Genomic DNA, 23,289 nt, shown 5'->3' on the forward strand with positions numbered 1-23,289 from the left:
TCGGCACGTACGTGCTCTGATCGGGTTTTACGAAACCATTACACACACCCGCCCCCTGCCTTTACGATCTTCGCCACCGGACGGCAGCAGGCGTCGCCCGGTGGGGTCGCGAGTTCCGTAGCCGGGGGGAACGGATGAAGACGTTCGGACGAGTCGCAGGCGTCGCCGCGTTCGCCATGGTCGCCGGAGGGATCGCCGCCTCCTCCGCGGCCGCGGCACCACCCACCACGCAGACGTCGTTCCACGCGTCGCTGCAGTGCACCGGTGTCACCTCCACCGGTGAGGCGGTCTACGTCTCCGCCGGCGCCTCCTCCGACTTCGGCGACTTCGCGTACGTGTCGGTCGGCCCGGACGACGCCCCGGTGATGGAGGCGTTCGGCACCGGCAACTGGAACGACGGCTCCCCCTCGTACCCACTGGACGTCTACAACGCCGACCGCGAACTCGTCGGGACCGGCGCGTTGACGGCCACGACGACAGTCACCTCACAGGTCGAGACCGACGGGCGCCACGACAACGGCAACCAGCACGTGAAGGCGCACATCGTCGCCTCCACCTTGTCGGTGAGGCCCACACTCGACCTGCCCCGCTACACCGTCAAATCCCTCGACTGCACCGGCTCGTCCACACTGAGTACCTACCGCGCGAACTCGCCGGCGGCCACCGTCCGGTTCGAACGGCGCCTGGTCGAGACGGCGCGGTGTGAGGGCAACGCGGTGGTCGGGCTGTTCGGCCCCGCCGAGGGTGAATATTTCCTCTCCGTGGAAGTCGAACACGACGGACGCCAGTACAACCTGTTCGGCCCGGTCGAGCCGGAGGACCAGTTCGTGGCGACGCTTCCGCTGCGCGACTCCGAGACCGCGGAGGTGATCGCGCAGGTACCCGTCTCGGTGACCGCGCGCCCCAGTGGCGAGACCACCAGCAGCGTTCTGCGGACGTCCAAGGCACGCGTGGTGCAGAAGGCCACGCCGTATTCGGTGACCGCACAGGCGGATCTTCCGTGGGGTCCGGTCGACGCCACCTGCCAGCACATGGAGATCGTCACCCGCGAGCACATCAGCGCGTCGAAGGGGCCCAAGCCCGGCGGGCCCGCGCCGAGCAACGACACCCTCGCGACGGCGGCCACCGTGAGGCCGGGTATGACGGTCCGCGACTGGACCCGCGGCGCCGTCGAGGAGGCCGAGGCGGACATGCCGTGCGCGGGCGGACCGGTTTCCCGCACCCTGTGGTACGCCGTTCAGGGCACCGGCGGAACCCTTCACCTCGACACCGCGGGCAGCGACTTCGACACCGTGCTCACCGTCTACACCGCCACCGCCGACGGGCCCGAACCCATCGCGTGCAACGACGAGGACGACCCCGCCTTCCCATACCCGCGCACCACGCTGCAGGCCCGGGTCGACCTGGCGACGACCGCCGGAACGACCTACTACGTCCAGGTGGGCGGGCTGTTCGGGGACTTCGGCCGCCTGGTCCTGACCACGACCGCCGACTGACGGGGCGTCCGGCGCGGTCACCGGCATCGCCTGGGGAGCGCGCCTCGAAGGTGCCGTCGCGTCCGGTTCGCGCGGCTCGGCCGGATGCGCGCCTGTTGACCGTGGGATGACGCGATCGCGTCTCGCCGGGTCCCGGCCTCTCCTAGGGTGAGAGTGAGCCCCTCCTCGACGTCCGCTCGACGGCGGCGAGACAGGAGTACGCCGTGGCCGAACCAAGTAATTCCGGTCCCCGGCCGGTTTCGCACCGTTTGCGCCAGTGGCTGCTGGAGGGGATGCCGCGCCGATCCCGGCGGCTGGCGGCGTTCAGCGAACCGGATCACTCCCATCCCTGCAGTCCCTGGTGGAAGGTGATGTGCCTGACCGGGCTGGACTACTTTTCCACGCTCGGCTACCAACCCGGCATCGCTGTGCTGGCCGCCGGACTGCTCTCCCCGCTGGCCACGGTCGTGCTGGTGCTGGTGACTCTCTTCGGCGCGCTGCCGGTCTACCGCCGGGTGGCGAAGGAGAGCCCGCACGGCATGGGGTCGATCGCGATGCTCGAACACCTGTTGCCGTTCTGGAAGGGAAAGCTGTTCGTCCTGGGTCTGCTGGGGTTCGCCGCGACCGACTTCGTGATCACCATGTCGCTGTCCGCCGCGGACGCCACCGAGCACCTGATCGAGAACCCGCACGTTCCCGCGGCGTTCAACCACCATCAGGTCGGCATCACCCTGGTCTTCCTTGCCGTTCTCGGCGCGGTCTTCCTGAAGGGGTTCAAGGAGGCGATCGGGGTGGCGGTCGCGCTGGTCGCGGTCTACCTGACGCTGAACGCCGTGGTCGTCACCGTCGGGCTGTGGCACGTGGCGACCTCTCCTCAGGTCGTCACCGACTGGACCCGTGCGCTGACCACGCAGCACGGCGACGTGTTCGTCATGATCGCCCTTGCGCTGCTGGTGTTTCCCAGACTGGCGCTCGGCCTGTCGGGGTTCGAGACCGGCGTGGCCGTGATGCCGCACATCAAGGGCGACCCCACCGACACCGAAGAGCGACCGACCGGACGAATCAGGGGGGCGCGCCGACTCCTCACCACCGCGGCGCTGATCATGAGCGTCTTCCTGATCACCAGCAGCGTCGTGGCCACGCTGCTCATCCCGGCCAGGGCGTTCCAGCCCGGCCAGCCAGCCTACGGCCGGGCGCTCGCCTACCTGGCCCACGAGTATCTCGGCAGTGGCTTCGGCAGTGTGTACGACCTGTCCACGATCGCGATCCTGTGGTTCGCCGGGGCGTCGGCGATGGCCGGCCTGCTGAACCTCCTGCCGCGTTATCTGCCGAGGTACGGCATGGCACCGCACTGGGCACAGTCCGTCCGTCCGATGGTGCTGGTGCTGACAGGTGTGGCGTTCCTCATCACCTGGATCTTCCAGGCCGACGTCGACGCCCAGGGTGGTGCGTACGCGACGGGCGTCCTCGTCCTGATCACCTCGGCCGCCTTCGCGGTGACCATCGCCGCCCGGCGGGCACGCGAGCACCACTGGACCGTGGCGTTCGGCGTGATCTCCGCGGTGTTCGTCTACACGACCCTGGCGAACGTCGTCGAACGCCCGGACGGGGTCAAGATCGGCGCCTGTTTCATCGCCGCCATCTTCGTGATCTCACTGCTCTCCCGGTCCTACCGTGCCTTCGAACTGCGGGTCACCGAGGTCACCCTCGATGAGACCGCGGAGCGGTTCGTCCGTGACTGCGCCCGCCGCCGGGTGCGGCTGGTTGCGAACGAACCCGGCGAGGGTGACGTCGCGGAGTACCGCGAGAAGATCCGCCAGATGCGCGCGGACGGCGACATCCCCGTCGAGGACGACATCATCTTCGCCGAGGTCATCGTCCGTGACCCGTCGGAGTTCGAGTCCAGTCTGAACGTGCACGGCCAGGTGCTGCACGGGAAGTACCGCGTGCTGCGGATGGAGAGTTCCACGGTGCCCAACGCCCTGGCCGCCCTGCTGCTCGACGTCCGCGACCGCACCGGGAGCCGCCCGCACATCCACTTCGAATGGACCGAGGGCAATCCGCTCACCAACCTGGCGAGGTTCTTTCTCTTCGGGGTGGGCGAGGTCGCGCCGGTCACCCGCGAGGTTCTGCGTGAGGCGGAGCCCGACCCGGCCCGGCGCCCGCACGTCCACGTCGGCTGAGTGGGCCGAGTGCGCCGAGGGGTCCAAGACCGCGGACGGGGCCAGGCCGTCAAGAACGCGTCAAGATCGCGCGCAACCCCGTATGGACGCCGTTAAGGCGCGGTCGACGGAGGACATCGGTCCGCTTGGGTGGGATCGAAACGGACCGAGCCAGATCGAGCCAGATCGAGCCAGTCCGAACACCACCGCAAGATCGGCAGAGAAGGGCACCTCGTGAGTGACCTGTTGTTCGTCGCCGTGACGATCAGCGCGTTCTGCGCCGTCGTCGGGGTTCTCAAGGGAGCGGCGAAGCTGTGAACGTCGCGAACCTGGGCGGCCTCGTTGTCGCGGTCGCGTTGATCGTCTATCTCCTGCTCGCCCTCGTGAAACCGGAGAAGTTCTAGATGCCCCCGGGACTCACCGCCGTACTCCTCGTGGCGACACTGGTCGCCGCGTACGCCGTCGTTCACCGCCCGCTGGGCGACTACATGGCGCGGGTCTACCAGAGCGACCGCCACCTGAAGGCCGAACGGCTCGTCTACCGCGCACTGCGGATCGACCCCGACAGCGACCAGCGATGGACGGGGTACGCCGCGAGCGTGCTGGCGTTCTCCTTCGTGTCCGTACTGTTCCTGTACGCCATGCAGCGGCTGCAGAGCTGGCTCCCGCTGTCGGTGGGCATGAAGCCGGTGCCGCCGGAGGGTGCGTTCAACACCGCGATCTCGTTCGTCACCAACACCAACTGGCAGTGGTACTCCGGTGAGTCCACGATGAGCTACCTCACCCAGATGGCCGGCCTCACCGTGCAAAACTTCGCGTCCGCGGCGGTCGGCATGGCGGTGGCCGTCGCGCTGATCCGCGGGTTCGTCCGCCGGAGTACGGGTGACCTCGGCAACTTCTGGGTCGACCTCGTCCGCGGAACCCTGCGCATCCTGCTCCCGATCGCTTCCGTCGCCGCCATCGTCCTGCTCGCCGGCGGCGTCATCCAGAACCTCAGCGACCCCACGACGGTGCACACACTGGCCGGCTCGACCCAGCACCTGCCGGGCGGCGCGATCGCGTCCCAGGAAGCGATCAAGGACCTCGGCACCAACGGTGGCGGCCCCTTCAACGCCAACTCCGCGCACCCCTTCGAGAACCCCACCGGTTTCACCAACCTGCTGATCATCTTCCTGCTCACGGTGATTCCGTTCTCGCTGCCGGCGACGTTCGGCCGGATGGTCGGAAACCTCAGGCAGGGTTACACGATCGTCGCGGTGATGGGCCTGATCTGGCTCGGCTTCACGATCGCCTGCTACGCGGCCGAGTTCGCCCACCCGGGTGCGGCGCTGCAGCTCGCGGGCGGTGCGATGGAGGGCAAGGAGACCAGGTTCGGCGTCTCGTCCTCGCCGGTGTTCGCGGTGTCGACGACGCTGACGTCGACCGGCTCGGTCAACTCCATGCACGACTCCTTCACCGCGCTCGGTGGCGGGGTGGCGATCCTGGGCATGCTGCTCGGCGAGGTCGCACCCGGCGGGGTCGGCTCCGGGCTCTATGGTCTGCTCGTCCTGGCGGTGGTCGCGGTGTTCGTGGCCGGGCTGATGGTCGGGCGTACGCCGGAGTACCTGGGCAAGAAGATCCGCGCCCGGGAGATGAAGCTCGTCGCGCTCTACATCCTCACCGTGCCTCTGCTGTTGCTGATCGGCACCGGGCTCGCGCTGGCGTTGCCAACGGGCCACTCGTCCATCCTGAACCCGGGCGCACACGGACTGTCGGAGGTGTTGTACGCCTTCGCCTCCGCGTCCAACAACAACGGTTCGGCGTTCGCCGGGCTCACCGCGGGTACTCCGTTCTACGACGTCGCGCTCGGGTTGTGCATGCTGTTCGGGCGGTTCGTCCCGATCGTGTTCGTGCTGGCACTGGCGGGCTCGCTGGCCCGGCAGAAGCCGGCACCGGAGACAGCCGGAACGCCGCGGACGAACTCGCCGCTGTTCGTCGGCATGCTCACCGGCGTCACCCTGATCGTCACCGGCCTGACGTTCTTTCCCGCCCTGGCCCTCGGCCCCCTTGCGGAAGGCCTGTCATGAGTACGTCCACCCACCGAACCCACCAGACCCACGAACCCGACGGGACCCACGACATGGGGGCGACGCAGGGGCAACCTGGACTTGACGCCCGTCCGGGCGGGCACCAGCGCATCGCCGGTGGCGCGTTCGACCCCGCCCAGTTGCCGAAGTCACTGCCGCAGGCGTTCGCCAAGCTGGACCCGCGCACGATGGCCAGGTCGCCGGTGATGTTCGTCGTCGAGGTGGGCGCCGCGCTGAGCACCGTGCTGACGATCTTCGACCCCAGCCTGTTCGGCTGGCTGATCGTCGGCTGGCTGTGGCTCACGGTGCTGTTCGCCAACCTCGCCGAGGCCGTCGCCGAGGGACGCGGCAAGGCGCAGGCGGACACGTTGCGCCGAGCTCGTACGGAAACCCTTGCCCGCAGGCTCCGACCCGATCACACGACCGAGGAACAGGTACCCGGCACGTCCCTGCACGTCGGCGACCTGGTGGTGTGCGAGGCCGGCGACGTGATCCCCGGCGACGGCGAGGTGGTCGACGGCATCGCCAGCGTGGACGAGTCGGCGATCACCGGGGAGTCCGCGCCGGTGATCCGCGAGTCCGGCGGCGACCGCAGCGCGGTCATCGGCGGCACCAGGGTGTTGTCGGACCGCATCGTCGTCCGGATCACCAGTGAGCCGGGCGAGACCTTCATCGACCGGATGATCTGCCTGGTCGAGGGGGCGGACCGGCAGAAGACGCCGAACGAGGTGGCGCTGACGATCCTCCTTGCCAGCCTGACGATCATCTTCCTGCTCGCGGTCGTGACGCTGCAGCCGATGGCGGGGTACGCCGGGCAGCAGCAGTCGATCCTGGTGCTGGTGGCCCTGCTGGTCTGCCTGATCCCCACCACGATCGGTGCGCTGCTCAGCGCGATCGGCATCGCCGGCATGGACCGCCTGGTCCAGCGCAACGTCCTGGCGATGTCCGGGCGAGCGGTCGAGGCCGCGGGCGACGTGTCGACGCTGCTGCTGGACAAGACCGGCACCATCACCCTGGGCGCCCGCCAGGCCGTGGACTTCGTGCCGGTCGGCGACGCCGGGCGGAACGAGCTCGCGAACGCCGCCCAGCTCGCCAGCCTCGCCGACGAGACGCCCGAGGGCAGGTCGGTGGTCGTGCTGGCCAAGGAGAAGTTCGGCCTGCGAGGCCGCGAACTCAGTGGTGCAACGGTGCTGCCGTTCACGGCCGGGACCCGGATGTCCGGCGTCGACCAGCCCGACGGTCACCAGATCCGCAAGGGTGCGGCCAGTGCCGTACTGCGGTGGGTGCAGCTGGAGGGCGGCACGATCCCATCCGACACCGCGGCGGCGGTGGACGAGATCTCCCTGCACGGTGGCACGCCGCTCCTGGTCGCCGAACGCCGCACTGCGACCGGCGACGGTGGCCCCACCGTTCGCGTCCTCGGTGTCGTCCACCTCAAGGATGTCGTCAAGGCGGGCTTGCGGGAACGCTTCGAGGACCTGCGGGCCATGGGGATCCGTACGGTGATGATCACCGGAGACAACCCGCTGACCGCCGAGGCGATCGCCGCCGAGGCGGGCGTCGACGACTTCCTCGCCGAGGCCACGCCCGAGGACAAGATGGCGCTGATCCGCCGCGAACAGGAGGGCGGCAAGCTCGTCGCCATGACCGGCGACGGCACCAACGACGCGCCCGCGCTGGCGGCCGCGGACGTCGGGGTGGCGATGAACACGGGTACGCCGGCCGCCAAGGAGGCCGGCAACATGGTCGACCTCGACTCCAACCCGACCAAGCTCATCGAGATCGTCGAGATCGGCAAGCAGTTGCTGATCACCCGGGGTGCGCTGACGACGTTCTCCATCGCCAACGACGTGGCGAAGTACTTCGCGATCATCCCGGCGATGTTCGCCGCGGTCTACCCGGGGCTGGGACTGCTCAACATCATGGGCCTGTCCACCCCGGAGTCCGCGATCCTGTCGGCGGTGATCTTCAACGCGTTGATCATCGTGGTCCTGATCCCGCTGGCACTGCGGGGCGTGCGGTATCGGCCCACCTCCGCGTCGGCCATGTTGCGTCGTAACCTGTGGGTCTACGGCCTCGGCGGAATCGTGGTGCCGTTCATCGGGATCAAGGCGCTCGACATGCTCATCTCGCTCATACCAGGGATTCGGTGACCCCCGTGGACGCAACCATCCGTCAGTTGGGCCCGGCACTTCGGGCGCTGCTCGTCCTGACCGTGATCACCGGCGTGCTCTACCCGCTGGCCGTGTGGGGAGTCGGACAGGTCGGCTTCCGCGACCAGGCGGCCGGCTCGCTCATCCATCGTGACGGCCAAGTCGTCGGCTCCCGGTTGATCGGGCAGGAGTTCACCGGGCCGCGCTGGTTCCACTCCCGCCCGTCGGCCACCGGCGACACGCCGTACGACGCGTTGAACAGCTACGGCTCCAACCTCGGCCCCACCAATCCCGAGCTGGTGAAGCTGGTCCGTGAACGGAAGGCCCAGGTGGCGAAGGAGAACGGCGTCGCACCCTCGGCGGTGCCGCCGGACGCGGTGACCGCCAGCGGCAGCGGCCTCGACCCGCACATCTCCCCGGCGTACGCACGGGTCCAGCTGGACCGGGTGGCCCGCGCCAACCGGCTCACGCCCGGCCAGGTCACGAAGCTGGTCGAGGAGCACACCGACCGGCCCTCGCTGGGGTTCCTCGGTGAGCCCGGCGTCAACGTCGTCGGCGTCAATCTCGCCTTGCGCGCGCTCGTCCAGCACGACCAGCAGGCACGAACGCGGTAGCCGATGGCGCGCGGGAAGTTCCGGGTCTACCTCGGCGCGGCGCCCGGGGTGGGCAAGACCTACGCCATGCTCGGCGAGGGGCACCGGCGTGCCGACCGTGGCACCGACGTCGTGGTCGGCTACGTCGAGTGCCACGGCCGGATCCTGACCGAGCAGCTGGTCGCCGGGCTGGAGGTGGTGCCGCGGCGCCGGATCGACTACCGCGGCCGCACGTTCGAGGAGATGGACGTGGACGCGATCATCCGCCGCCGGCCCGAACAGGTGCTGGTGGACGAGATCGCGCACACCAACGTCCCCGGCTCCCGCAACACCAAGCGCTGGCAGGACGTCGAGGAACTGCTGGACGCGGGCATCGACGTGATCACCACGGTCAACATCCAGCACCTGGAGTCCCTCAACGACGTGGTCGAGGCCATCACCGGGGTGAAGCAGCGGGAGACGATCCCGGACGAGGTGGTCCGGCGCGCGGACCAGATAGAGCTGCGGGACATGGCGCCGGAGGCGCTTCGCCGCCGGCTCGCGCACGGCAACGTCTACCCGCCGGAGAAGATCGACGCGACACTGGCCAACTACTTCCGCGCCGGCAACCTCACCGCGCTGCGCGAGCTCGCGCTGCTGTGGCTGGCCGACCGGGTGGACGAGGGCCTGTCCCGCTACCGCGCCGAGCACGACATCACCGCGGCCTGGCCGGCCCGGGAACGCGTCGTCGTCGCGCTCACCGGCGGGCCCGAGGGGGAGACGGTGCTCCGGCGGGCGGCGCGGATCGCGGCCCGTGGTGCCGGGGGTGAGTTGCTCGCCGTCCACGTGGCCAGCGGCGACGGCCTCGCCGCGGCCTCACCACAGACCCTCGGCCGGCTGCGTACTCTCGCGGAGAGCCTGGGCGGCACCTACCACCAGGTGGTCGGTGACGACGTGCCCACCGCGCTGCTCGACTTCGCCTCCGGCGTCAACGCCACCCAGCTCGTGCTGGGCAGCAGCCGCCGCAACCGCTTCCAGCACCTGTTCCGGCCGGACGTGGCGACGTTGCTGACCCCGAGGTCGGGTGACATCGACGTGCACCTGGTCACCCACGAGCAGATCGGCAAGGGCCGGTTGCAGACGCCGCGTACGCCACTGAGCAGGCGGCGCATCGTCGGCAGCTGGATCCTGGCGCTGGTCGGCCCGCCGGTGCTGACCCTGCTGCTGGCGGCTACCCGGGACTCGGCCACGCTCACCGTCCAGGTGCTGTTGTTCCTCGCCCTCGCGGTGGCGAACGCCCTCGTCGGCGGGATCGCACCGGCGGCAGTCGCGGCGGTGATGGGGTCGTTGCTGCTGAACTACTTCTTCACCCCGCCGCTGCACACCCTCACCATCGCCAAAAGCCAGAACGTCGTCGCGCTGGTGATCTTCGTGGTCATCGCGGTCGCGGTCGCGGTCGTCGTCGACCTGGCCGCGCGGCGGGCCAGTCAGGCGGCCCGAGCCAGCGCCGAGGCGGCGACGCTGTCCACCATTGCCGGTAACGCGTTGCGGGGCTCGGACGCCCTGGAGTCCCTGCTGGGGCAGGCGCGGGAGACGTTCGGGATGGCCTCGGCCACGTTGCTCGAGCGCGGGTCCGCCGACGACGGGTGGAAGGTGCTCGGCAGCGTCGCCAGTGCGGGCGCCGAGCCTGCCCGCAACCCGGCGCAGGCGGACGCGGACGCGGCGGTGACCGACTCGCTGGTGCTGGCCCTGACCGGGCGGGTGCTGCCGGCGTCGGACCGCCGGGTGCTGGAGGCGTTCGCGGAGTACCTCGCCGTCGTCCTGGAGCGCCGGCGGCTGGCCGAACAGGCCGGCCGGGCCGGCAAGCTCGCCGAGGGCAACCGGATCCGGACCGCGCTGCTCGCCGCGGTCTCCCACGACCTGCGTACGCCGCTGGCCGCGGTGAAGGCCGCGGTGAGCAGCCTGCGCCAGACCGACGTGGAACTGTCGGAGGAGGACCAGGCCGAACTCCTCGCCGGCATCGAGGAGTCCGCGGACCGGCTGGACAGGCTGGTCGCGAACCTGCTCGACATGAGCCGGATCCAGGCCGAGGCGGTCCGCCCGATGCTGCGTGACGTGAGCCTGGACGAGGTGGTCCCGGCCGCGCTGATCGGCGTACCACCGCGGTCTGTCAAGGTGGCCTTGCCGGAGGACCTTCCGGTCGTACGGGTGGACACGGGGCTGGTCGAACGCGCGGTCGCCAACATCGTCGAGAACGCCGTACGCCACAACCCGCCCGGCGAGCCGGTCCTGTTGACGGCCAGCGCCCTGCGCGACCAGGTGGAGATCCGGGTCGCCGACCGGGGTCCCGGCGTACCGGACGAGGCGAAGGATCACATCTTCGAACCCTTCCAGCGGCTCGGTGACGCACCTGCCGGCACCGGTGTGGGGCTGGGCCTCGCTGTGGCCCGCGGGTTCGCCGAGGCCAACGGTGGCACGCTGTACGCGGAGGACACCCCGGCCGGAGGGCTCACGATGGTGCTGACGCTGCCCGCAGCCCAGGCGTACGACCCGGATCGAAACGCCACCATCGACAGGACCGACAGGACGGCACCGTGACCGACTCCCGCGTTCGGCTGCTGGTCGTGGAGGACGACCCGCAGCTGGCCCGTGCGCTCGCGATCAACCTGCGGGCCCGGGACTACGACGTGGACGTGGTGGCCGAGGGGCGGGCCGCGCTGGACGTCGCCGCCCGGCACCACCCGCAGCTGGTCGTCCTCGATCTCGGCCTGCCGGACATGGACGGCGTCGACGTGATCCGCGGCCTGCGTGGCTGGACGCAGGTGCCGATCCTCGTCCTGTCCGCGCGGCAGTCGTCGACCGAGAAGGTCACCGCCCTGGACGCGGGCGCAGACGACTACGTGACGAAGCCGTTCGGCATGGACGAGTTGCTGGCCCGGCTGCGGGCCGCCGTCCGCCGGGGACAGCCCGGACCGGACGGCGAGCCCGTGGTGACGACCGAGGCGTTCACCGTGGACCTGGCCGCCAAGCGGGTGACCCGCGAAGGTCAGGAGGTACGCCTCACCCCCACCGAGTGGCATCTGCTGGAGACGCTGGTGCGTGCACCCGACCGGCTGATCGGCCAGCGCCAGCTGCTGCAGGAGGTCTGGGGTCCGGAGTACGCCACCGAGACCAACTACCTGCGCGTCTACATGGCGCAGCTGCGGCGCAAGCTCGAACGCGAGCCGGCCGCGCCACGTCACCTGCTCACCGAACCCGGCCGGGGCTACCGCTTCCGGCCCTGACCTGCGCTCAGGGCCTGACCACCCGGCCGACGAGCTCGGGCTCGGCCGCCTGCAGCCGGCGTGGCGGCAGGCCGGCGACGATCGCCTCCAGGTCGTCGACCACCATCTGCCCGATGTCCCACATGCCCTCGCGGACCGACCCGGCGCGGTGCGCGGAGAGCACCGCACCGCCGGCACCACGGATCGGGTGGTCGGGCGCGAGCGGCTCGTCGGGGAACACGTCGATCGCCGCGCGGAACCGGCCGGCCAGCACGAACTCGGTCAGCGCGTCGAAGTCGACCACGTGGGCCCGGCTGACCAGCACCACCACGGCGTCGCGCCGAACGCGTTCGAGCAACTCCCGCGACAACAGCGCCTGGTTCTCACTGCTCGGCGCGGCCAGCACGAAGACGAACCGCGACGCCTCCAGCAACTCCGGCAACGACACCGGCTGCACGCCCTGGCGGCGCAGGAACCCGTCGCCCAGCCACGGGTCGTACGCACTGATCCGTACGCCGAACGGCGCCAGCAACGGCTGAAGGTTCCGCGCGAGCGCGCCGTACCCGATGAACCCGACCGGCTGGTCGTACAGCATGAACGTGGACGCGTTGCCGGCGTGCAGCCACCGCTCCTCACCGGCCCGCATCGCCGCGTCTCCGGCGGCGATCTCCCGGCACGACGCGAGCGCGAGCCCGAGCGCCATTTCTGCCACCTGCCGCCCGAACGCCGGTGCCGCCGACAGCACACGGATCCCCCGCTCCCGGCAGGCCTGGTAGTCCAGCTTGTTCGGGAACGCGCCGGAGACGCTGATCACCGCGCGCAGGTCGGGGGTGTCGTCGGGCAGCGGTCCGTAACGCCACTCCGAGCACACCACCGCGGTCGCCCCGGCCAGCGCCTCACGGGCCTCCTCGGGAGGCATCGGGTCGTCACGTCCCCACACCACCTCGGCGGTGTCGTAAAGGCGCTCCCGGTCGGCGGCGGAGAAGATCTCCGCCATCGTCCGGAAGTGCGGGTCGAGAAGCACTTTCGCCTTGTCCGGCAAGGGTTTCTCCCTCACTGCCCGAGGGGCGGGCCGCGGTGCGTTCCGGCGTACGCCGAGAACTTCGCAGGTCTCCCCGGCACGGTAGCGTGTCCGGCACGCCGGGCGCACCGCCTCGAATCGCCGCCGGCTGCCGCCCACCCCGGACCAAAGGAGGACACGTGACGTCGACGCCGGACATCAGCCCGGACCTCGCGACCGTGCGCGACGCACTCGACCTCTCCCCGGAAGCAGTGCAGTGGCTGTCCGAACGCAGGTTCGTGGGCTCACGGGCTCGTGAGGACGGCCCGGTGCTGCCCGACGACGAGACCGCCGACCGGCTGCTCACCAGACTCGGCGCCGACCCGCGCGACCGGGCGGACACGCTGGCGGCCCGCCCCGACCCCGAGCAGCACAAGGCGCTGTGGTGGGTGCTCGATCTGATGTACCGGCACCAGGTGTCCGTCCTCGGCGAGTGCCTGCCCATCGAGGGCCTGCCCGGGTGGCCGGCACTGCCTGCGAGCACCGGACCGGTCGGCGCGCACCTGTACGTCTGGCTGTATCTCGCCGCGCTGCCGAAGGTGCTCGCCTACCACGCCGAGCGGGGCGTCCCCGAGGACGTGACCTGGGCGAGCCTGGGTGTCGGGCAGGGCATGCGGGCGCATCGGAGCTTCACCGGGCACAGCGGCATGAGCCTGTTCAGCGTGTGGACTCCGCAGGTCCACCTGCGCGGGGCGCAGTTCTCGTTCGGGCGGCTGGACTTCAACCGCGGTGCGGTGTCGTTCGGGAACGGCGCCTGTGGGTACGCCGTCGCGGTGCATGTGCCCGCGACCGGGCGGCTGGACGCCGACGAGTGCGACCGGTCGATGGCGCAGGCCCGGGACTTCTTCGGGCGCTACTTCCCCAAGGAGCCGGTGGCGTTCTTCACCTGCCGGTCCTGGTTGCTCGACCCACAGCTGGGTGAGTACCTCCCGCCGACCGCCAACGTCGTGCGCTTCCAGCGACGGTTCCGGCTGCTGCCGTTCCTGCACGAGACCGACGAGGGCGACGCCGACCACGCGGTGCTCGGCTACGTGTTCGAACGCTCCGCAGCAGGTCCGGAGGTCACCGCCGACCTGCTCGACGACCTTCCGCAGGATTCGACCCTCCAGCGTGCCTACGTCACCCACCTGCGCGCCGGCCTGCACTGGCACGAACGCACCGGCTGGCTCCCCTTCCACCAAGCCTGAGTGCGCTCGACGGTCAGTCGGCGAACTTGATCTTCGCCCCCAACGTGACTGTCGGCCACTTGTCGAACCGCAGCCCGGTGCCGTGTCGAGCCTGGAACGTCGCACCGGGAGATCAGCGGCCCCCGGCCGCGCGGGCTGCTCTTCACCTCTCAGAGGGTGGTCAGGCCTCCTGGAGCCGGTAGAGAACGGCCGCGCCCGGGTCCAGGTTGGCGGTCAGCCGCAGCCGGTCCTGGTCGACGTACGAGCCGATCCTGGGGTCGAACCTCGCGACCTTTCCGACCGTCGCCGGGTCGAGCTCGACTTGGGTCACGCTCCGCTCGGAGTGCGAGCGGTTGGCGATCAGCAGCCAGCGGGTGCCGGCCCGCTCGGGGTCGATGAACCTACCCAGAACGACCGCGTCGCCCTGCACCGACTTCACCACCTCGTCCGGTGTCCACGCCGTCGCACCGGCCGGCAGCGGGTCGTCGTGGGCGTGGGTCACCGACTCCGACACCAGCGGCTTGAGCTCCCGCCCGACCGGGGCGAGCCAGTACAGGTTGATGTTCTTCGCCGCGTCGTAGCGGTCGGTGCGCTTGCCGTCGACGGTGATCAGCGCGGGCTGGAACCCCTCCCCGCGCGCCGGGTCGGGAGTCCAGTAGGTGAAGTACTGGATGCCCTTCGCGCCGTAGGCGAGGCTGACGTTGACCTGCCACAGCAGCTCCGCCGCGGTGGGCTGACGGCGGTTGCCGTACGCGCCGGTCTGGATGAATATCCATGTCGGCAGCCCGGCTCGCAGGCCCTCCTCGCGGACGATCTTCCAGTTGAGGAAGTAGCCCGGGTCGTCGGTGCCGTCGGCCATCAGCGGGTAGCGGTCGAAGGAAAGCAAGACCGGCTTGACGACATCGACGAACTGCCGCACGTAGTTCTGGTCGTTGGTGGGCAGCAGATTGATGTACGGCAGGGCGTTCGGGTCGAGCTCCCTGCAGATCCGTACCAGGTGGGCGAGCGTCTCGAACTTGTCCGGTGAGGGTTCGTCGTAGATGTCGAGCCCGGCGAACGCCGGGGAGCCGCCGGCGTTCGGCGCGTTCCAGGCTTCGAGGTTGCCGGAGAAGTCGTCTGTCAACAACACCTTGCCGTCGGCCGCGGTGACCTTCACGTTGTCGAACAGTGCCGACTCCGGGCCGGCCTCACGGAAGCCGACCCGGCCGCGGGCGTACGTCACGTCGGTCGTGGTGTCGACCACCGTGCCGTTGACCGAGGTGGTGATGGTGTCGCCGGCCACCTTCGTCTCGACGTGGTACCACGTGCCGTCGGTGACCGCCGTCGTGAGCGGTACGGGGCGAACCCAGGCAGGGCTGCCGTTCACGAACAGCACCTTGACCAGGTAGCCGGGTGCTGCGGGTGTGGTGTAGCCGGAGTTGGACAACAGCCACACGTAGGCGTTCGCCGGGTCCTTGGCGCGGAATGCCCAGCCTGCCTGGGCATACTTACCGCCGCCACCGGTCTGCCGGGGCGCCACGTCGAACGCGAATGTGTAGTCCCTCCAGTCCGCGCCGTCGCGGGACAGACCGGCACTGCCGCTGCCCGTACCGCCGTTCTGCAGCAGCCGGCCGTCCTTGACCTCCCAGAAGCTGCGCGGACGGTAGGTGTCCAGCACCTGCTTCAGCTTGGTCTTCGCCTCGTCCGGGGTGAGCGTGAAGTCACCGCCCTCGGTGGAGATGCGGAAATCGTCGCGCATCCAGCGCACGGTCGCGTCGTCGACGACGACCGAGAGTCCCACCTGGTCGGCAATGCCGAGCACGTACTTCTGGATGTACGCGTCGGCCCACAGGTAGTTGTTGCTGTGGGTGTAGGTGAAGCCCGCGTTCTTGATCTCCTGGTAGCGCGCGAGCGTGGTCTGCAGCGGCGGCGGTGGCCACCACAGGCCGATCGGGAACTCCCGGCCCCCGACCAGTGGCAGGTGGGCGAGTTCTTCAGGTGTGATCGCCGGTGCCGTACCGGCCGCCCCCGACGCCGTCCGGCTCACCGGTGTCGCGCCGGTGGCGGAGGCGGCCGCGGCCGGGACGGCTCCGCCGGCAATCGGCGCGGTGGCGGCGATCGCGCCCGCTCCCATCGCCTTCAGCAAGGTCCGCCGGTCAGGGTGGTTGGTGCGCTCGTGCATCGGTTCTCTCCCCCGGAAACGTTGGTGACGAACCCTGCGAACTCGAACTCCGCTTGATACTTCGCCTGCACGGCAGTGATCACCCGTGCCAGCGGTGCCGCAATAGTCAGGGCTCGCACCGGGGACTTCAAGGCATGTGTACAGATTCGGCCCTGTCCGGTTACGGAGCGACGAGTTCGAACGGCACCGCGGACATGCGGGGAACGTCCTCGCCGTTCAGTTGCGCGACGAGCAGGTCCACCGCTCGCCGCCCCATCTCCTGCTGGCCCTGCCTGATGTGGGGGAACGACGCCGCGGCCGCGCGCGACCAGGGCGAGTCGAAGCAGGCGACCAGACAGCGGGCCGGATCCCAGCGCCCCACCTCCGTCAGCACCTCCCGCACCAGGACCGCAAGGTTGTACTCACAGACGACGAACCCCGTCACCGCGGGTTCACGGTCGAGGAACGCGCGGATCGCGGCCCGGTCGGCGCCCGCCTCACTGTCCGAGCCGGGCTCGGGCAGGGTGCTCTGCAGTCCGGTGAAGCACCGCTCGGCGGCGGCCGGGACGCCACGCTCGTGCAACGCGGATCGGTAACCCTGGATGCGTTCCTCGATGCTGGTGGTGTTCTCGACCGGCGGTGAGACGAACGCGACCTCGGTGTGTCCCCGGTCCAGCACGTACTCCGTCAGCACCCGCGACGCCGCCGCGTTGTCGGTGCACACCGCGCACGCCGGGATGCCGGGAAGGTAGCGGTCCACCAGCACCAGCGGGGAGCCGTCCAGGACCAGCCGGACGAGAGTCGCATTGTAGAACTCCCCGTGCACGGGGAAGACGATCATTCCGTCCACGGTCCCGCCGGCGAGCGCGCGGATCGCCTCCTCCTCGACCCGCTGGCTGTCGCGGGTTCGCCGTACGACGAGGTGGTAGCCGTGCTCGGCGGCGCGCTCCTCGATGGCACACATCAGGTCCAGGCCGTACGTCTCGGACGCGTCGGGCAGCACGAGCGCCAGGCATCCCGTACCCCCGGCGCGCTCACGAACGGCCGGCGCCGCGGGCGCCGCCCGACGCTCCGACTCCCTTACGGCTCCGAGGCGTCGCGCGTCGGCGGCGACGAACGACCCCTTTCCGCGCCGCCGGTCGACCACGCCGGCGTCGGCGAGCATCCGCAGTGCCCGCTTGGAGGTGATGCGGCTGACGCCGAACCGTTCGGCCAACTCCGATTCCGACGGCACGCGGTCGCCGGGACGCAGCCGGCTCTCCGAGATCTCCTCCAGCACGAAGTCGTAGAGGCGTTCGTACAGGAAGTGCTCGGGCACCACAGTCTCCAGACCTCTGCCGCATACCATTTGTGGGCCACCGACATACCAACCCGAGCCGACGCCCCGTCGGGGTCAATCCTCCACCAGGTAAGGGGATCGGCGACGATGCGGCGATGACCGCATACGGACGAAAGCAGCCGTTGACTTGTTGGTATATCCAGTGCACGTTGAGTCCCGTGCCAGGCGGCACATCGACTCGGAGGTTTCCCGTGACCCAGCACTTCAGCGCCCCGTCGCGACGGGCCGTCCTGCTCGGCGGAGTGGCCGCGGCCACGACCGCGGCGGTCGGCGCGGTGTCCACCCCTGCGTACGCCGACACGGTCCCCACCCGCGACCTGCTCCGCTACGCCCTCCGCGCGCGGGACACCTACGCCGCGCTGCAGAAGTACTTCTACGACCCGACGACGTCGCTCTACCTGGAGGAGTACCCGCACTCCGGCGGTAACCCGTACTCCTACGTCTGGCCGTTCTCCCAGGCAATGGTCGCCACGCTGGATCTGGCCGGGCTGCCGGGGATGAGCCGCCGGTACGCACCGGACGTCGCGGACCGGTTCACCGCGGTGGAGAAGTACTGGAACGACCAGACCGACCCGCCCGGCTACGACTCCTACCTGCGCCCGCCGCTCGGCCAGGGCGGGGACAAGTTCTACGACGACAACGAGTGGATCGGCCTGGCCGACCTGCAACGCCACCTGATGACGCCGGGCGGGCACCCGCCGTCGCTGCGCCGGGCGAAGCAGATCTTCGACCTGGTGGTGTTCGGCTGGGACGACGACCCCACGCATCCGTGCCCCGGCGGAGTCTTCTGGACCCAGGCGCCCTGGAGCCAGGACCGCAACACCGTCTCCAACGCTCCCGGCGCCGAGGTCGGTCTCCACCTGTACCTCGCCACCAGGCAGCCGCGCTACCTCGAGTGGTCCACCAGGATGTACGACTGGACGCGGACCTACATGCTGGCCCCGAACGGCCTGTACTGGGACCACGTCGACCTCGCCGGCAACATCGAGAAGACGCAGTGGTCCTACAACCAGGGCGTCATGATCGGTGCCGGCGCGCTGCTCTACCGCGCGACCGGGCGCCGCGCCTATCTCGACCAGGCCGAGGACACCGCCACGAAGGCGCTCGCGTTCTACGCCGAGAACGAGCGCTATTTCACCCAGCCGGCGCGGTTCCACGCGATCTTCTTCGCCAACCTGCTTCAGCTGTCCACGCTTCGCCCGAACCCGGCGTACCGGGAGGCGATGAAGTGGTACGCCGACCAGTCGTACGCACGGTTCCGCGACGCCGACACCGGGCTCTACCGGTCCGACGGCGCCAACCCGGTCACCCTGCTGGAGCAGTCGGGGATGGTCCGGATCGAGGCGATGCTCGGCTGGTCGCCCGACGACTACCGCAAGCTGACCTGACCGGAGGTCGTCCCGGCTCGGCCCTCAGCCAGGGCCGAGATAAAGCTCGGCGACGGTGTGCCACGACCCCGGCTCCGACGATCCGCAGACGACGTGCGCCGTGGCCACCTCCGTTCTGATCGGGAGGTGGCCACGCACGAGCTCTTCTGCCGTGCGGAGTTCGGCCACCGGGGCACCATCACCGATGGTCAGGTGGGGCATCACCTCGGCGTGCACACCGCCGTACGGCGGACAGTCCGGGAAGCGTTCGCACACCGCGGTGATCAACTCGCTGAACGCCCGGGCCGGCTCAGGTGCCAGCCACACCACCTGGTCCCCGAACCACGCGACCCGGGCGAACCGAGCCTCGAAGCGCGCGACCGTGCGGATCGCCCCAGCCGCCGTTGCCAGCACCGCGACGTCGATGCGGTCCGGTGGCACGAAAGGGTAGAGGACCGTCACGTGCGCGGGGACGCCCCACGCCGCGGACGGGTCCAGTCGCGACCGAAGGTGACCCACGATCGGGTCCGCCTCGGGCACCGGCACGATCAGGGCGCTCTCCGTCGGCGGCGTCTGGATCGGTGGCATGTGTGCAGTCGGCGGCATGTGTGCAGTATGAATCGATGAATCAGCTGATCTTCGCCCGCCACGGGGAGAGCCACGCGAATCTCCTGCAGGTGTTCGCCAATCGCGAGCCGAGCCATCCGCTCACCGACCGCGGCCACGAACAGGCCGTCGCCCTCGCGCAGCGACTGGGAGGCCGGGCAACGGTCGGCCGCATCTGCACGAGTCCGTTGCTGCGGGCCGTGCAGACGGCGCACGTCCTGGGCGACGAACTCGGCGCGCCCGTCGCCGTCTCCGACGCCCTCCGTGAGTTCGACGTCGGCTCCTACGAGGGAGGCGGCGATCCGGCGCACTGGCGTGAGTACGACGAGGTGCTGGAAGCCTGGCTGGTGCGCGACGAAGGGACCCGCCGGGTGGGTGGCGGCGAGAACCTGCACGAGATCCGGGCGCGGTTCCGGTCGCTGGTCGACGAGGTGGCGGGTCAGGCGGGTACGACGGTCCTGGTCGGGCATGGCGGCTTGTACCGCTGCGCGCTACCGGCCGTCCTCGCCAACGTCACGCCGCGCTGGGCACTGACGCATCCGCTCGCCACCACCGAAACCGTGACGGCACGGCTTTACCGAGGCCGGCTGGTCGCCGTCGGGTGGGGCGACCTCGATGTCCACCCGGACGGCATGCTCGACGCGCCGACCCAGGTAGCCGACGGCTCGTAGGTGAGCCCAGAATCAGCCCAGGCTGGCGAGCTCGTCGGCGGTGAACCGCAGCGCGCCGGCGGCCACGTTGTCAGCCAGGTGCTTCGGGTCGCCGGTGCCCGGGATCGCCAGCACGTGCGGACCCTGATGCAGCGTCCAGGCCAGGCGTACCTGATGCGGCGTCACCCCGTGCGCCCGGGCGACGGCCTGCACCGCCGCGCCGTGATCCGAGGCCGCGCCGGCCTCGCGTTCGGTACCTGCGATGGCGAAGAACGGCACGTAGGCGATTCCGCGCGCCTCGCAGGTACGGACGAAGTCGTCCTCCTCCCGCTTGAAGTCCAGTCCGTAAGCGTTCTGCACGCACACCACGGGCGCGATGGCCTGGGCCTCGTCAACGTGGTCCTGACGTACGTTCGACAGGCCGAGATGCCGGATCAGTCCCTCGTCACGCATCCGTGCCAGCGCGCCGAACCGCTCCGCGACCGAGTCGTGGCCGGCCTTCTTCAGGATGCGGAGGTTCACCAGGTCAAGGTGGTCGTGGCCGAGCCGGCGGAGGTTCTCCTCCACCTGCGCGCGCAGCTGGGCAGGGGTGGTCGCCTGGTAGAAGCCGGTCTCCGGGTCGATGCCGGGTCCCACCTTGGTGGCCACCACGAGGTCGTCGGAGTATGGCGAGAGCGCGGCCCGGATCAGCTCCGTGGCGTACCTCGCCGGTCCGGTACCGACGCCGAGCGTGCCGCCCGGTGACACGTAGAACGCGGCGGTGTCGAAGTGGTTCACGCCGAGTTCGACCGCCCGGCGCAACACGGTGACGGCAAGGTCGCGGTCGGGGTTCGCGGTGATCCGCATCGAGCCGAAGCCCATCCGGTTGACGGTGACGTCGCCGAGCTTCCAGGTGCCTGCGGCGGCCGCGGTGACCTCCTCGGATCGCATCCGCCGAACCTACCCCGGCGGGCGGGCGGGGTTACAGTGCCAGCACGACGGCCCCAGCCCCAGGTCCCCTCGACCACGCCACGCTTGCCGGGCTCCTGGCCCGGCTGGACCACTACGCTGGGTGACGGCCGCGGCGACGGCTTCGCGGGTTCACCGTCGTTGGGGGTGGCGGCCGCTAGGGTCCGCAGGACAGACCCTGTGGGTCCCGCAGGACAGACCGACGAAGGCCGGCATCAAGGAGGATCCCGTGGCCTCTCGACTCAACCCCTACGTCAGTTTCCCCGGCAACGCCCGGGAAGCGATGGAGTTCTACCAGCGCGTCTTCGGTGGCGACCTCGCCATGAACACCTTCGGTGAGTTCGGTTCGCCGGACATGCCGGGCGCCGACAAGATCATGCACGCGATGTTGGAGACCGACGACGGCTTCACCCTCATGGGCGCGGACAACCCGCCGGGTGAGGAGCACCGGCCGGGCAACAACATCACGGTGAGCCTGAGCGGAGACGACACCGACGCCCTGCGCGGATACTGGCAGCAGCTGTCCGACGGAGGGCAGGTGGCCGTCCCGCTGGAGAAGCAGATGTGGGGCGACGAGTTCGGCATGTGCACCGACCGGTTCGGCACCCCGTGGATGGTCAACATCGCCGGGAGCTGAGCCGGGCGCACATTGCCGAGGCTGTCGGCTGTCCGGCCCGCCGCCGGCGGCGGAAACACGGTTGCCCCGCCGTCGGCCGGTCCAGCACAATCCTGCGCGATGAGCCACAGCGAAGGAACGCCCCAGCCGTCCGCGGCACCTCACGCGCCCGCCCCCGACCGTCCGGTGGCACTGGTCACCGGCGTCGGGCGGACCGTCGGCATCGGCGCGGGCATCGCCCGCCAACTTGCCGAATCGGGCTGGCACGTCGCGTTCACGTACTGGACCCCCTACGACCAGCGCATGTCCTGGGGCGTCGAGGCCGGCGCGACGCAGGCGATCACCGACGAGCTCGCCGGGCGCGGTGCGGCCACGGTGGCCATCGAGGCCGACCTGTCCGACCCGGACGCACCCGCCAGGATCTTCGACGAGGCCGAGCTCCGGCTCGGCGGCGTCACCGCCCTGGTGATGTGTCACTGCGAGTCGGTCGACTCCGGGTTGCTCGACACCACTGTCGAGAGCTTCGACCGGCACTTCGCGGTCAACGCGCGCGCCACCTGGCTGCTGATCCGCGAGTACGGCCGGCGCTTCACCGGCGCGCACGGCACCGGCCGGATCGTCAGCCTGACCAGCGACCACACCGTCGGCAACCTGCCCTACGGCGCGAGCAAGGGGGCGCTGGACCGGATCACGCTGGCCGCGGCCCACGAGTTCGCCAAGCTCGGGGTCAGCGCCAACGTCGTCAACCCCGGCCCGGTGGACACCGGCTGGATGAGCGACGAGCTCCGGGCGAGCGGCATCCGACAGACGCCGATCGGCCGCCTCGGCACACCACAGGACACCGCGAACCTCGTCGACTTCCTGTGTTCACCGCGCGGGCAGTGGATCAACGGCCAGCTCCTGATGAGCAACGGCGGCTTCGCCTAGAACAGCCCCTGGGCACGGACGCGGCACGCCGCTGGCCAACCCGGCCACCGAGGTTCCGAAGTGTGACGCCGACGAGGCGGGTGGTGCCGCGCAGACCGTAAGGTCGCGACATGACCAGGCTGTTGGTGTTCTCGCGTACGGCCGGATATCGGCACGAGTCCATCGAGGCGGGGGTCGCCGCGCTGCGCGACCTCGCCGCGGAGGCGTCGGTCGACCTCGACCACACCGAGTCCGGTGACGTTTTCACGTCCGCCAACCTGAGTGGGTACGCGGCGGTGGTATGGCTGCAGACATCCGGGACCGGCCTGCTCGACGCCGCCCAGCGGCAGGCGTACGAGGAGTTCACCGCGGACGGCGGAGGTTTCGCGGGGATCCACGTGGCCTCCGACGCCGAGCGCGACTGGCCGCTCTACGGCCGGTTGGTCGGCGCCCGCTTCACCTCCCACCCACGGGAGCTGCAGACCGCGCGCATCCAGGTCGAACGCACCGACGACCTCTCCACCAAGCCGTTGCCGACGCCATGGTCCTGGCACGAGGAGTGGTACGCCTTCGACACCAACCCGCGGGGCAGCGTCGAGATCCTGGCCACGGTGAACGAGGACGACTACGACGTGGGCTCCTCCGGCATGGGCCCCGACCACCCGATCTGCTGGCGGACGCAGGTGGGCCTGGCGAAGGCGTGGTACACCTCGCTCGGGCACCTGCCCGTGGCGTACGAGGACGAGACGTTCCGCGCCCACCTGTGGGGCGGCATCTCCAGCGTCCTGCGCTGACCAGGG

Annotated in this window: 19 protein-coding genes; 14 read left to right on the plus strand and 5 right to left on the minus strand. The window is 70.1% G+C overall.

The window, feature by feature from the left end; all coding sequences use genetic code 11:
- Positions 1 to 134 precede the first annotated feature (134 nt).
- The 8 genes from ABZV93_RS03715 (at position 135) to ABZV93_RS03750 (ending at position 11,712) form a co-directional block, all read left to right on the plus strand.
- The gene (locus tag ABZV93_RS03715) at positions 135 to 1,496 is read left to right on the plus strand and encodes a hypothetical protein (protein WP_354929815.1); all 1,362 of its coding nucleotides are present in this window, start codon (positions 135 to 137) and stop codon (positions 1,494 to 1,496) included.
- A 203-nt stretch (positions 1,497 to 1,699) separates the two neighbouring features.
- Positions 1,700 to 3,658 carry an amino acid transporter gene (locus ABZV93_RS03720; RefSeq protein ID WP_354929818.1) on the plus strand — a complete coding sequence of 653 codons (1,959 nt, stop codon included), beginning with the start codon at positions 1,700 to 1,702 and terminating at the stop codon, positions 3,656 to 3,658.
- Positions 3,659 to 3,951: 293 nt separating this feature from the next.
- On the plus strand, positions 3,952 to 4,041 hold the full coding sequence (gene kdpF / locus ABZV93_RS03725) for a K(+)-transporting ATPase subunit F (protein WP_354929821.1): 90 nt from the start codon (positions 3,952 to 3,954) through the stop codon (positions 4,039 to 4,041).
- Positions 4,042 to 5,703, plus strand: coding sequence for a potassium-transporting ATPase subunit KdpA (kdpA, locus tag ABZV93_RS03730; RefSeq protein WP_354929824.1), 1,662 nt, complete (start codon positions 4,042 to 4,044; stop codon positions 5,701 to 5,703).
- Positions 5,704 to 5,756: 53 nt separating this feature from the next.
- A complete protein-coding gene (gene kdpB, locus ABZV93_RS03735) occupies positions 5,757 to 7,856 on the plus strand; it encodes a potassium-transporting ATPase subunit KdpB (protein WP_354931340.1) in 2,100 nt (699 codons plus the stop codon).
- A 5-nt stretch (positions 7,857 to 7,861) separates the two neighbouring features.
- A complete protein-coding gene (kdpC, locus tag ABZV93_RS03740) occupies positions 7,862 to 8,470 on the plus strand; it encodes a K(+)-transporting ATPase subunit C (protein WP_354929827.1) in 609 nt (202 codons plus the stop codon).
- Positions 8,471 to 8,473: 3 nt separating this feature from the next.
- Positions 8,474 to 11,026: a sensor histidine kinase KdpD gene (locus tag ABZV93_RS03745; RefSeq protein WP_354929829.1), complete on the plus strand. Its 2,553-nt coding sequence runs from the start codon at positions 8,474 to 8,476 to the stop codon at positions 11,024 to 11,026.
- A complete protein-coding gene (locus ABZV93_RS03750; protein WP_354929831.1) occupies positions 11,023 to 11,712 on the plus strand; it encodes a response regulator in 690 nt (229 codons plus the stop codon). The genes ABZV93_RS03745 and ABZV93_RS03750 overlap by 4 nt, the downstream gene beginning before the upstream one ends.
- A gap of 7 nt (positions 11,713 to 11,719) precedes the next feature.
- Here ABZV93_RS03750 and ABZV93_RS03755 read toward each other — a convergent pair whose 3' ends face one another.
- Positions 11,720 to 12,733 (minus strand): NAD(P)-dependent oxidoreductase, encoded by a 1,014-nt coding sequence (locus tag ABZV93_RS03755; RefSeq protein ID WP_354929834.1) that lies wholly within the window; start codon positions 12,731 to 12,733, stop codon positions 11,720 to 11,722.
- Between the two features lie 158 nt (positions 12,734 to 12,891).
- On the opposite strand from ABZV93_RS03755, the gene ABZV93_RS03760 reads away from it, so the two are divergent.
- Complete coding sequence (locus ABZV93_RS03760; protein WP_354929837.1) at positions 12,892 to 13,938, plus strand: acyltransferase domain-containing protein; 1,047 nt, start codon at positions 12,892 to 12,894, stop codon at positions 13,936 to 13,938.
- Positions 13,939 to 14,098: 160 nt separating this feature from the next.
- Here the strand turns inward: ABZV93_RS03760 and ABZV93_RS03765 are convergent, their stop codons facing one another.
- A complete protein-coding gene (locus tag ABZV93_RS03765) occupies positions 14,099 to 16,078 on the minus strand; it encodes a family 16 glycoside hydrolase (RefSeq protein WP_354929840.1) in 1,980 nt (659 codons plus the stop codon).
- Between the two features lie 160 nt (positions 16,079 to 16,238).
- Positions 16,239 to 17,375 carry a GntR family transcriptional regulator gene (locus ABZV93_RS03770; RefSeq protein WP_354929843.1) on the minus strand — a complete coding sequence of 379 codons (1,137 nt, stop codon included), beginning with the start codon at positions 17,373 to 17,375 and terminating at the stop codon, positions 16,239 to 16,241.
- Between the two features lie 212 nt (positions 17,376 to 17,587).
- On the opposite strand from ABZV93_RS03770, the gene ABZV93_RS03775 reads away from it, so the two are divergent.
- Entirely contained in the window at positions 17,588 to 18,784 is a 1,197-nt protein-coding gene (locus ABZV93_RS03775) for a glycoside hydrolase family 76 protein (protein ID WP_354929846.1), read from the plus strand.
- A 24-nt stretch (positions 18,785 to 18,808) separates the two neighbouring features.
- Here ABZV93_RS03775 and ABZV93_RS03780 read toward each other — a convergent pair whose 3' ends face one another.
- On the minus strand, positions 18,809 to 19,369 hold the full coding sequence (locus tag ABZV93_RS03780) for a 2'-5' RNA ligase family protein (protein WP_354929849.1): 561 nt from the start codon (positions 19,367 to 19,369) through the stop codon (positions 18,809 to 18,811).
- 17 nt (positions 19,370 to 19,386) lie between these two features.
- Between ABZV93_RS03780 and ABZV93_RS03785 the strand changes: the two genes are divergently transcribed.
- Positions 19,387 to 20,040 carry a histidine phosphatase family protein gene (locus ABZV93_RS03785; protein WP_354929852.1) on the plus strand — a complete coding sequence of 218 codons (654 nt, stop codon included), beginning with the start codon at positions 19,387 to 19,389 and terminating at the stop codon, positions 20,038 to 20,040.
- 12 nt (positions 20,041 to 20,052) lie between these two features.
- On the opposite strand, the gene ABZV93_RS03790 is transcribed toward ABZV93_RS03785, so the two are convergent.
- Complete coding sequence (locus ABZV93_RS03790) at positions 20,053 to 20,949, minus strand: aldo/keto reductase (RefSeq protein ID WP_354929855.1); 897 nt, start codon at positions 20,947 to 20,949, stop codon at positions 20,053 to 20,055.
- A 247-nt stretch (positions 20,950 to 21,196) separates the two neighbouring features.
- On the opposite strand from ABZV93_RS03790, the gene ABZV93_RS03795 reads away from it, so the two are divergent.
- The 3 genes from ABZV93_RS03795 to ABZV93_RS03805 all read left to right on the plus strand — a co-directional run bounded on the left by ABZV93_RS03795 (position 21,197) and on the right by ABZV93_RS03805 (position 23,283).
- On the plus strand, positions 21,197 to 21,604 hold the full coding sequence (locus ABZV93_RS03795; RefSeq protein ID WP_354929858.1) for a VOC family protein: 408 nt from the start codon (positions 21,197 to 21,199) through the stop codon (positions 21,602 to 21,604).
- Positions 21,605 to 21,703: 99 nt separating this feature from the next.
- A complete protein-coding gene (locus ABZV93_RS03800; RefSeq protein WP_354929861.1) occupies positions 21,704 to 22,510 on the plus strand; it encodes an SDR family oxidoreductase in 807 nt (268 codons plus the stop codon).
- Between the two features lie 110 nt (positions 22,511 to 22,620).
- Positions 22,621 to 23,283, plus strand: a complete 663-nt coding sequence (locus ABZV93_RS03805) for a ThuA domain-containing protein (protein ID WP_354929864.1) — start codon at positions 22,621 to 22,623, stop codon at positions 23,281 to 23,283.
- The last annotated feature ends 6 nt before the right edge of the window (positions 23,284 to 23,289 follow it).

This window comes from Actinopolymorpha sp. NPDC004070, assembly GCF_040610475.1.
Lineage (GTDB): Bacteria > Actinomycetota > Actinomycetes > Propionibacteriales > Actinopolymorphaceae > Actinopolymorpha.

What these genes read in the sequence shown, in the direction of transcription:
- ABZV93_RS03780 (WP_354929849.1), bottom strand. Translation starts at nt 19,369, where the DNA reads ATGCCGCCGACTGCACACATGCCACCGATCCAGACGCCGCCGACGGAG.
- ABZV93_RS03800 (WP_354929861.1), top strand. Translation starts at nt 21,704, where the DNA reads ATGAGCCACAGCGAAGGAACGCCCCAGCCGTCCGCGGCACCTCACGCG.
- ABZV93_RS03765 (WP_354929840.1), bottom strand. Translation starts at nt 16,078, where the DNA reads ATGCACGAGCGCACCAACCACCCTGACCGGCGGACCTTGCTGAAGGCG.
- ABZV93_RS03715 (WP_354929815.1), top strand. Translation starts at nt 135, where the DNA reads ATGAAGACGTTCGGACGAGTCGCAGGCGTCGCCGCGTTCGCCATGGTC.
- kdpA (WP_354929824.1), top strand. Translation starts at nt 4,042, where the DNA reads ATGCCCCCGGGACTCACCGCCGTACTCCTCGTGGCGACACTGGTCGCC.
- ABZV93_RS03785 (WP_354929852.1), top strand. Translation starts at nt 19,387, where the DNA reads ATGAATCAGCTGATCTTCGCCCGCCACGGGGAGAGCCACGCGAATCTC.
- kdpB (WP_354931340.1), top strand. Translation starts at nt 5,757, where the DNA reads ATGGGGGCGACGCAGGGGCAACCTGGACTTGACGCCCGTCCGGGCGGG.
- ABZV93_RS03790 (WP_354929855.1), bottom strand. Translation starts at nt 20,949, where the DNA reads ATGCGATCCGAGGAGGTCACCGCGGCCGCCGCAGGCACCTGGAAGCTC.
- ABZV93_RS03805 (WP_354929864.1), top strand. Translation starts at nt 22,621, where the DNA reads ATGACCAGGCTGTTGGTGTTCTCGCGTACGGCCGGATATCGGCACGAG.
- ABZV93_RS03745 (WP_354929829.1), top strand. Translation starts at nt 8,474, where the DNA reads ATGGCGCGCGGGAAGTTCCGGGTCTACCTCGGCGCGGCGCCCGGGGTG.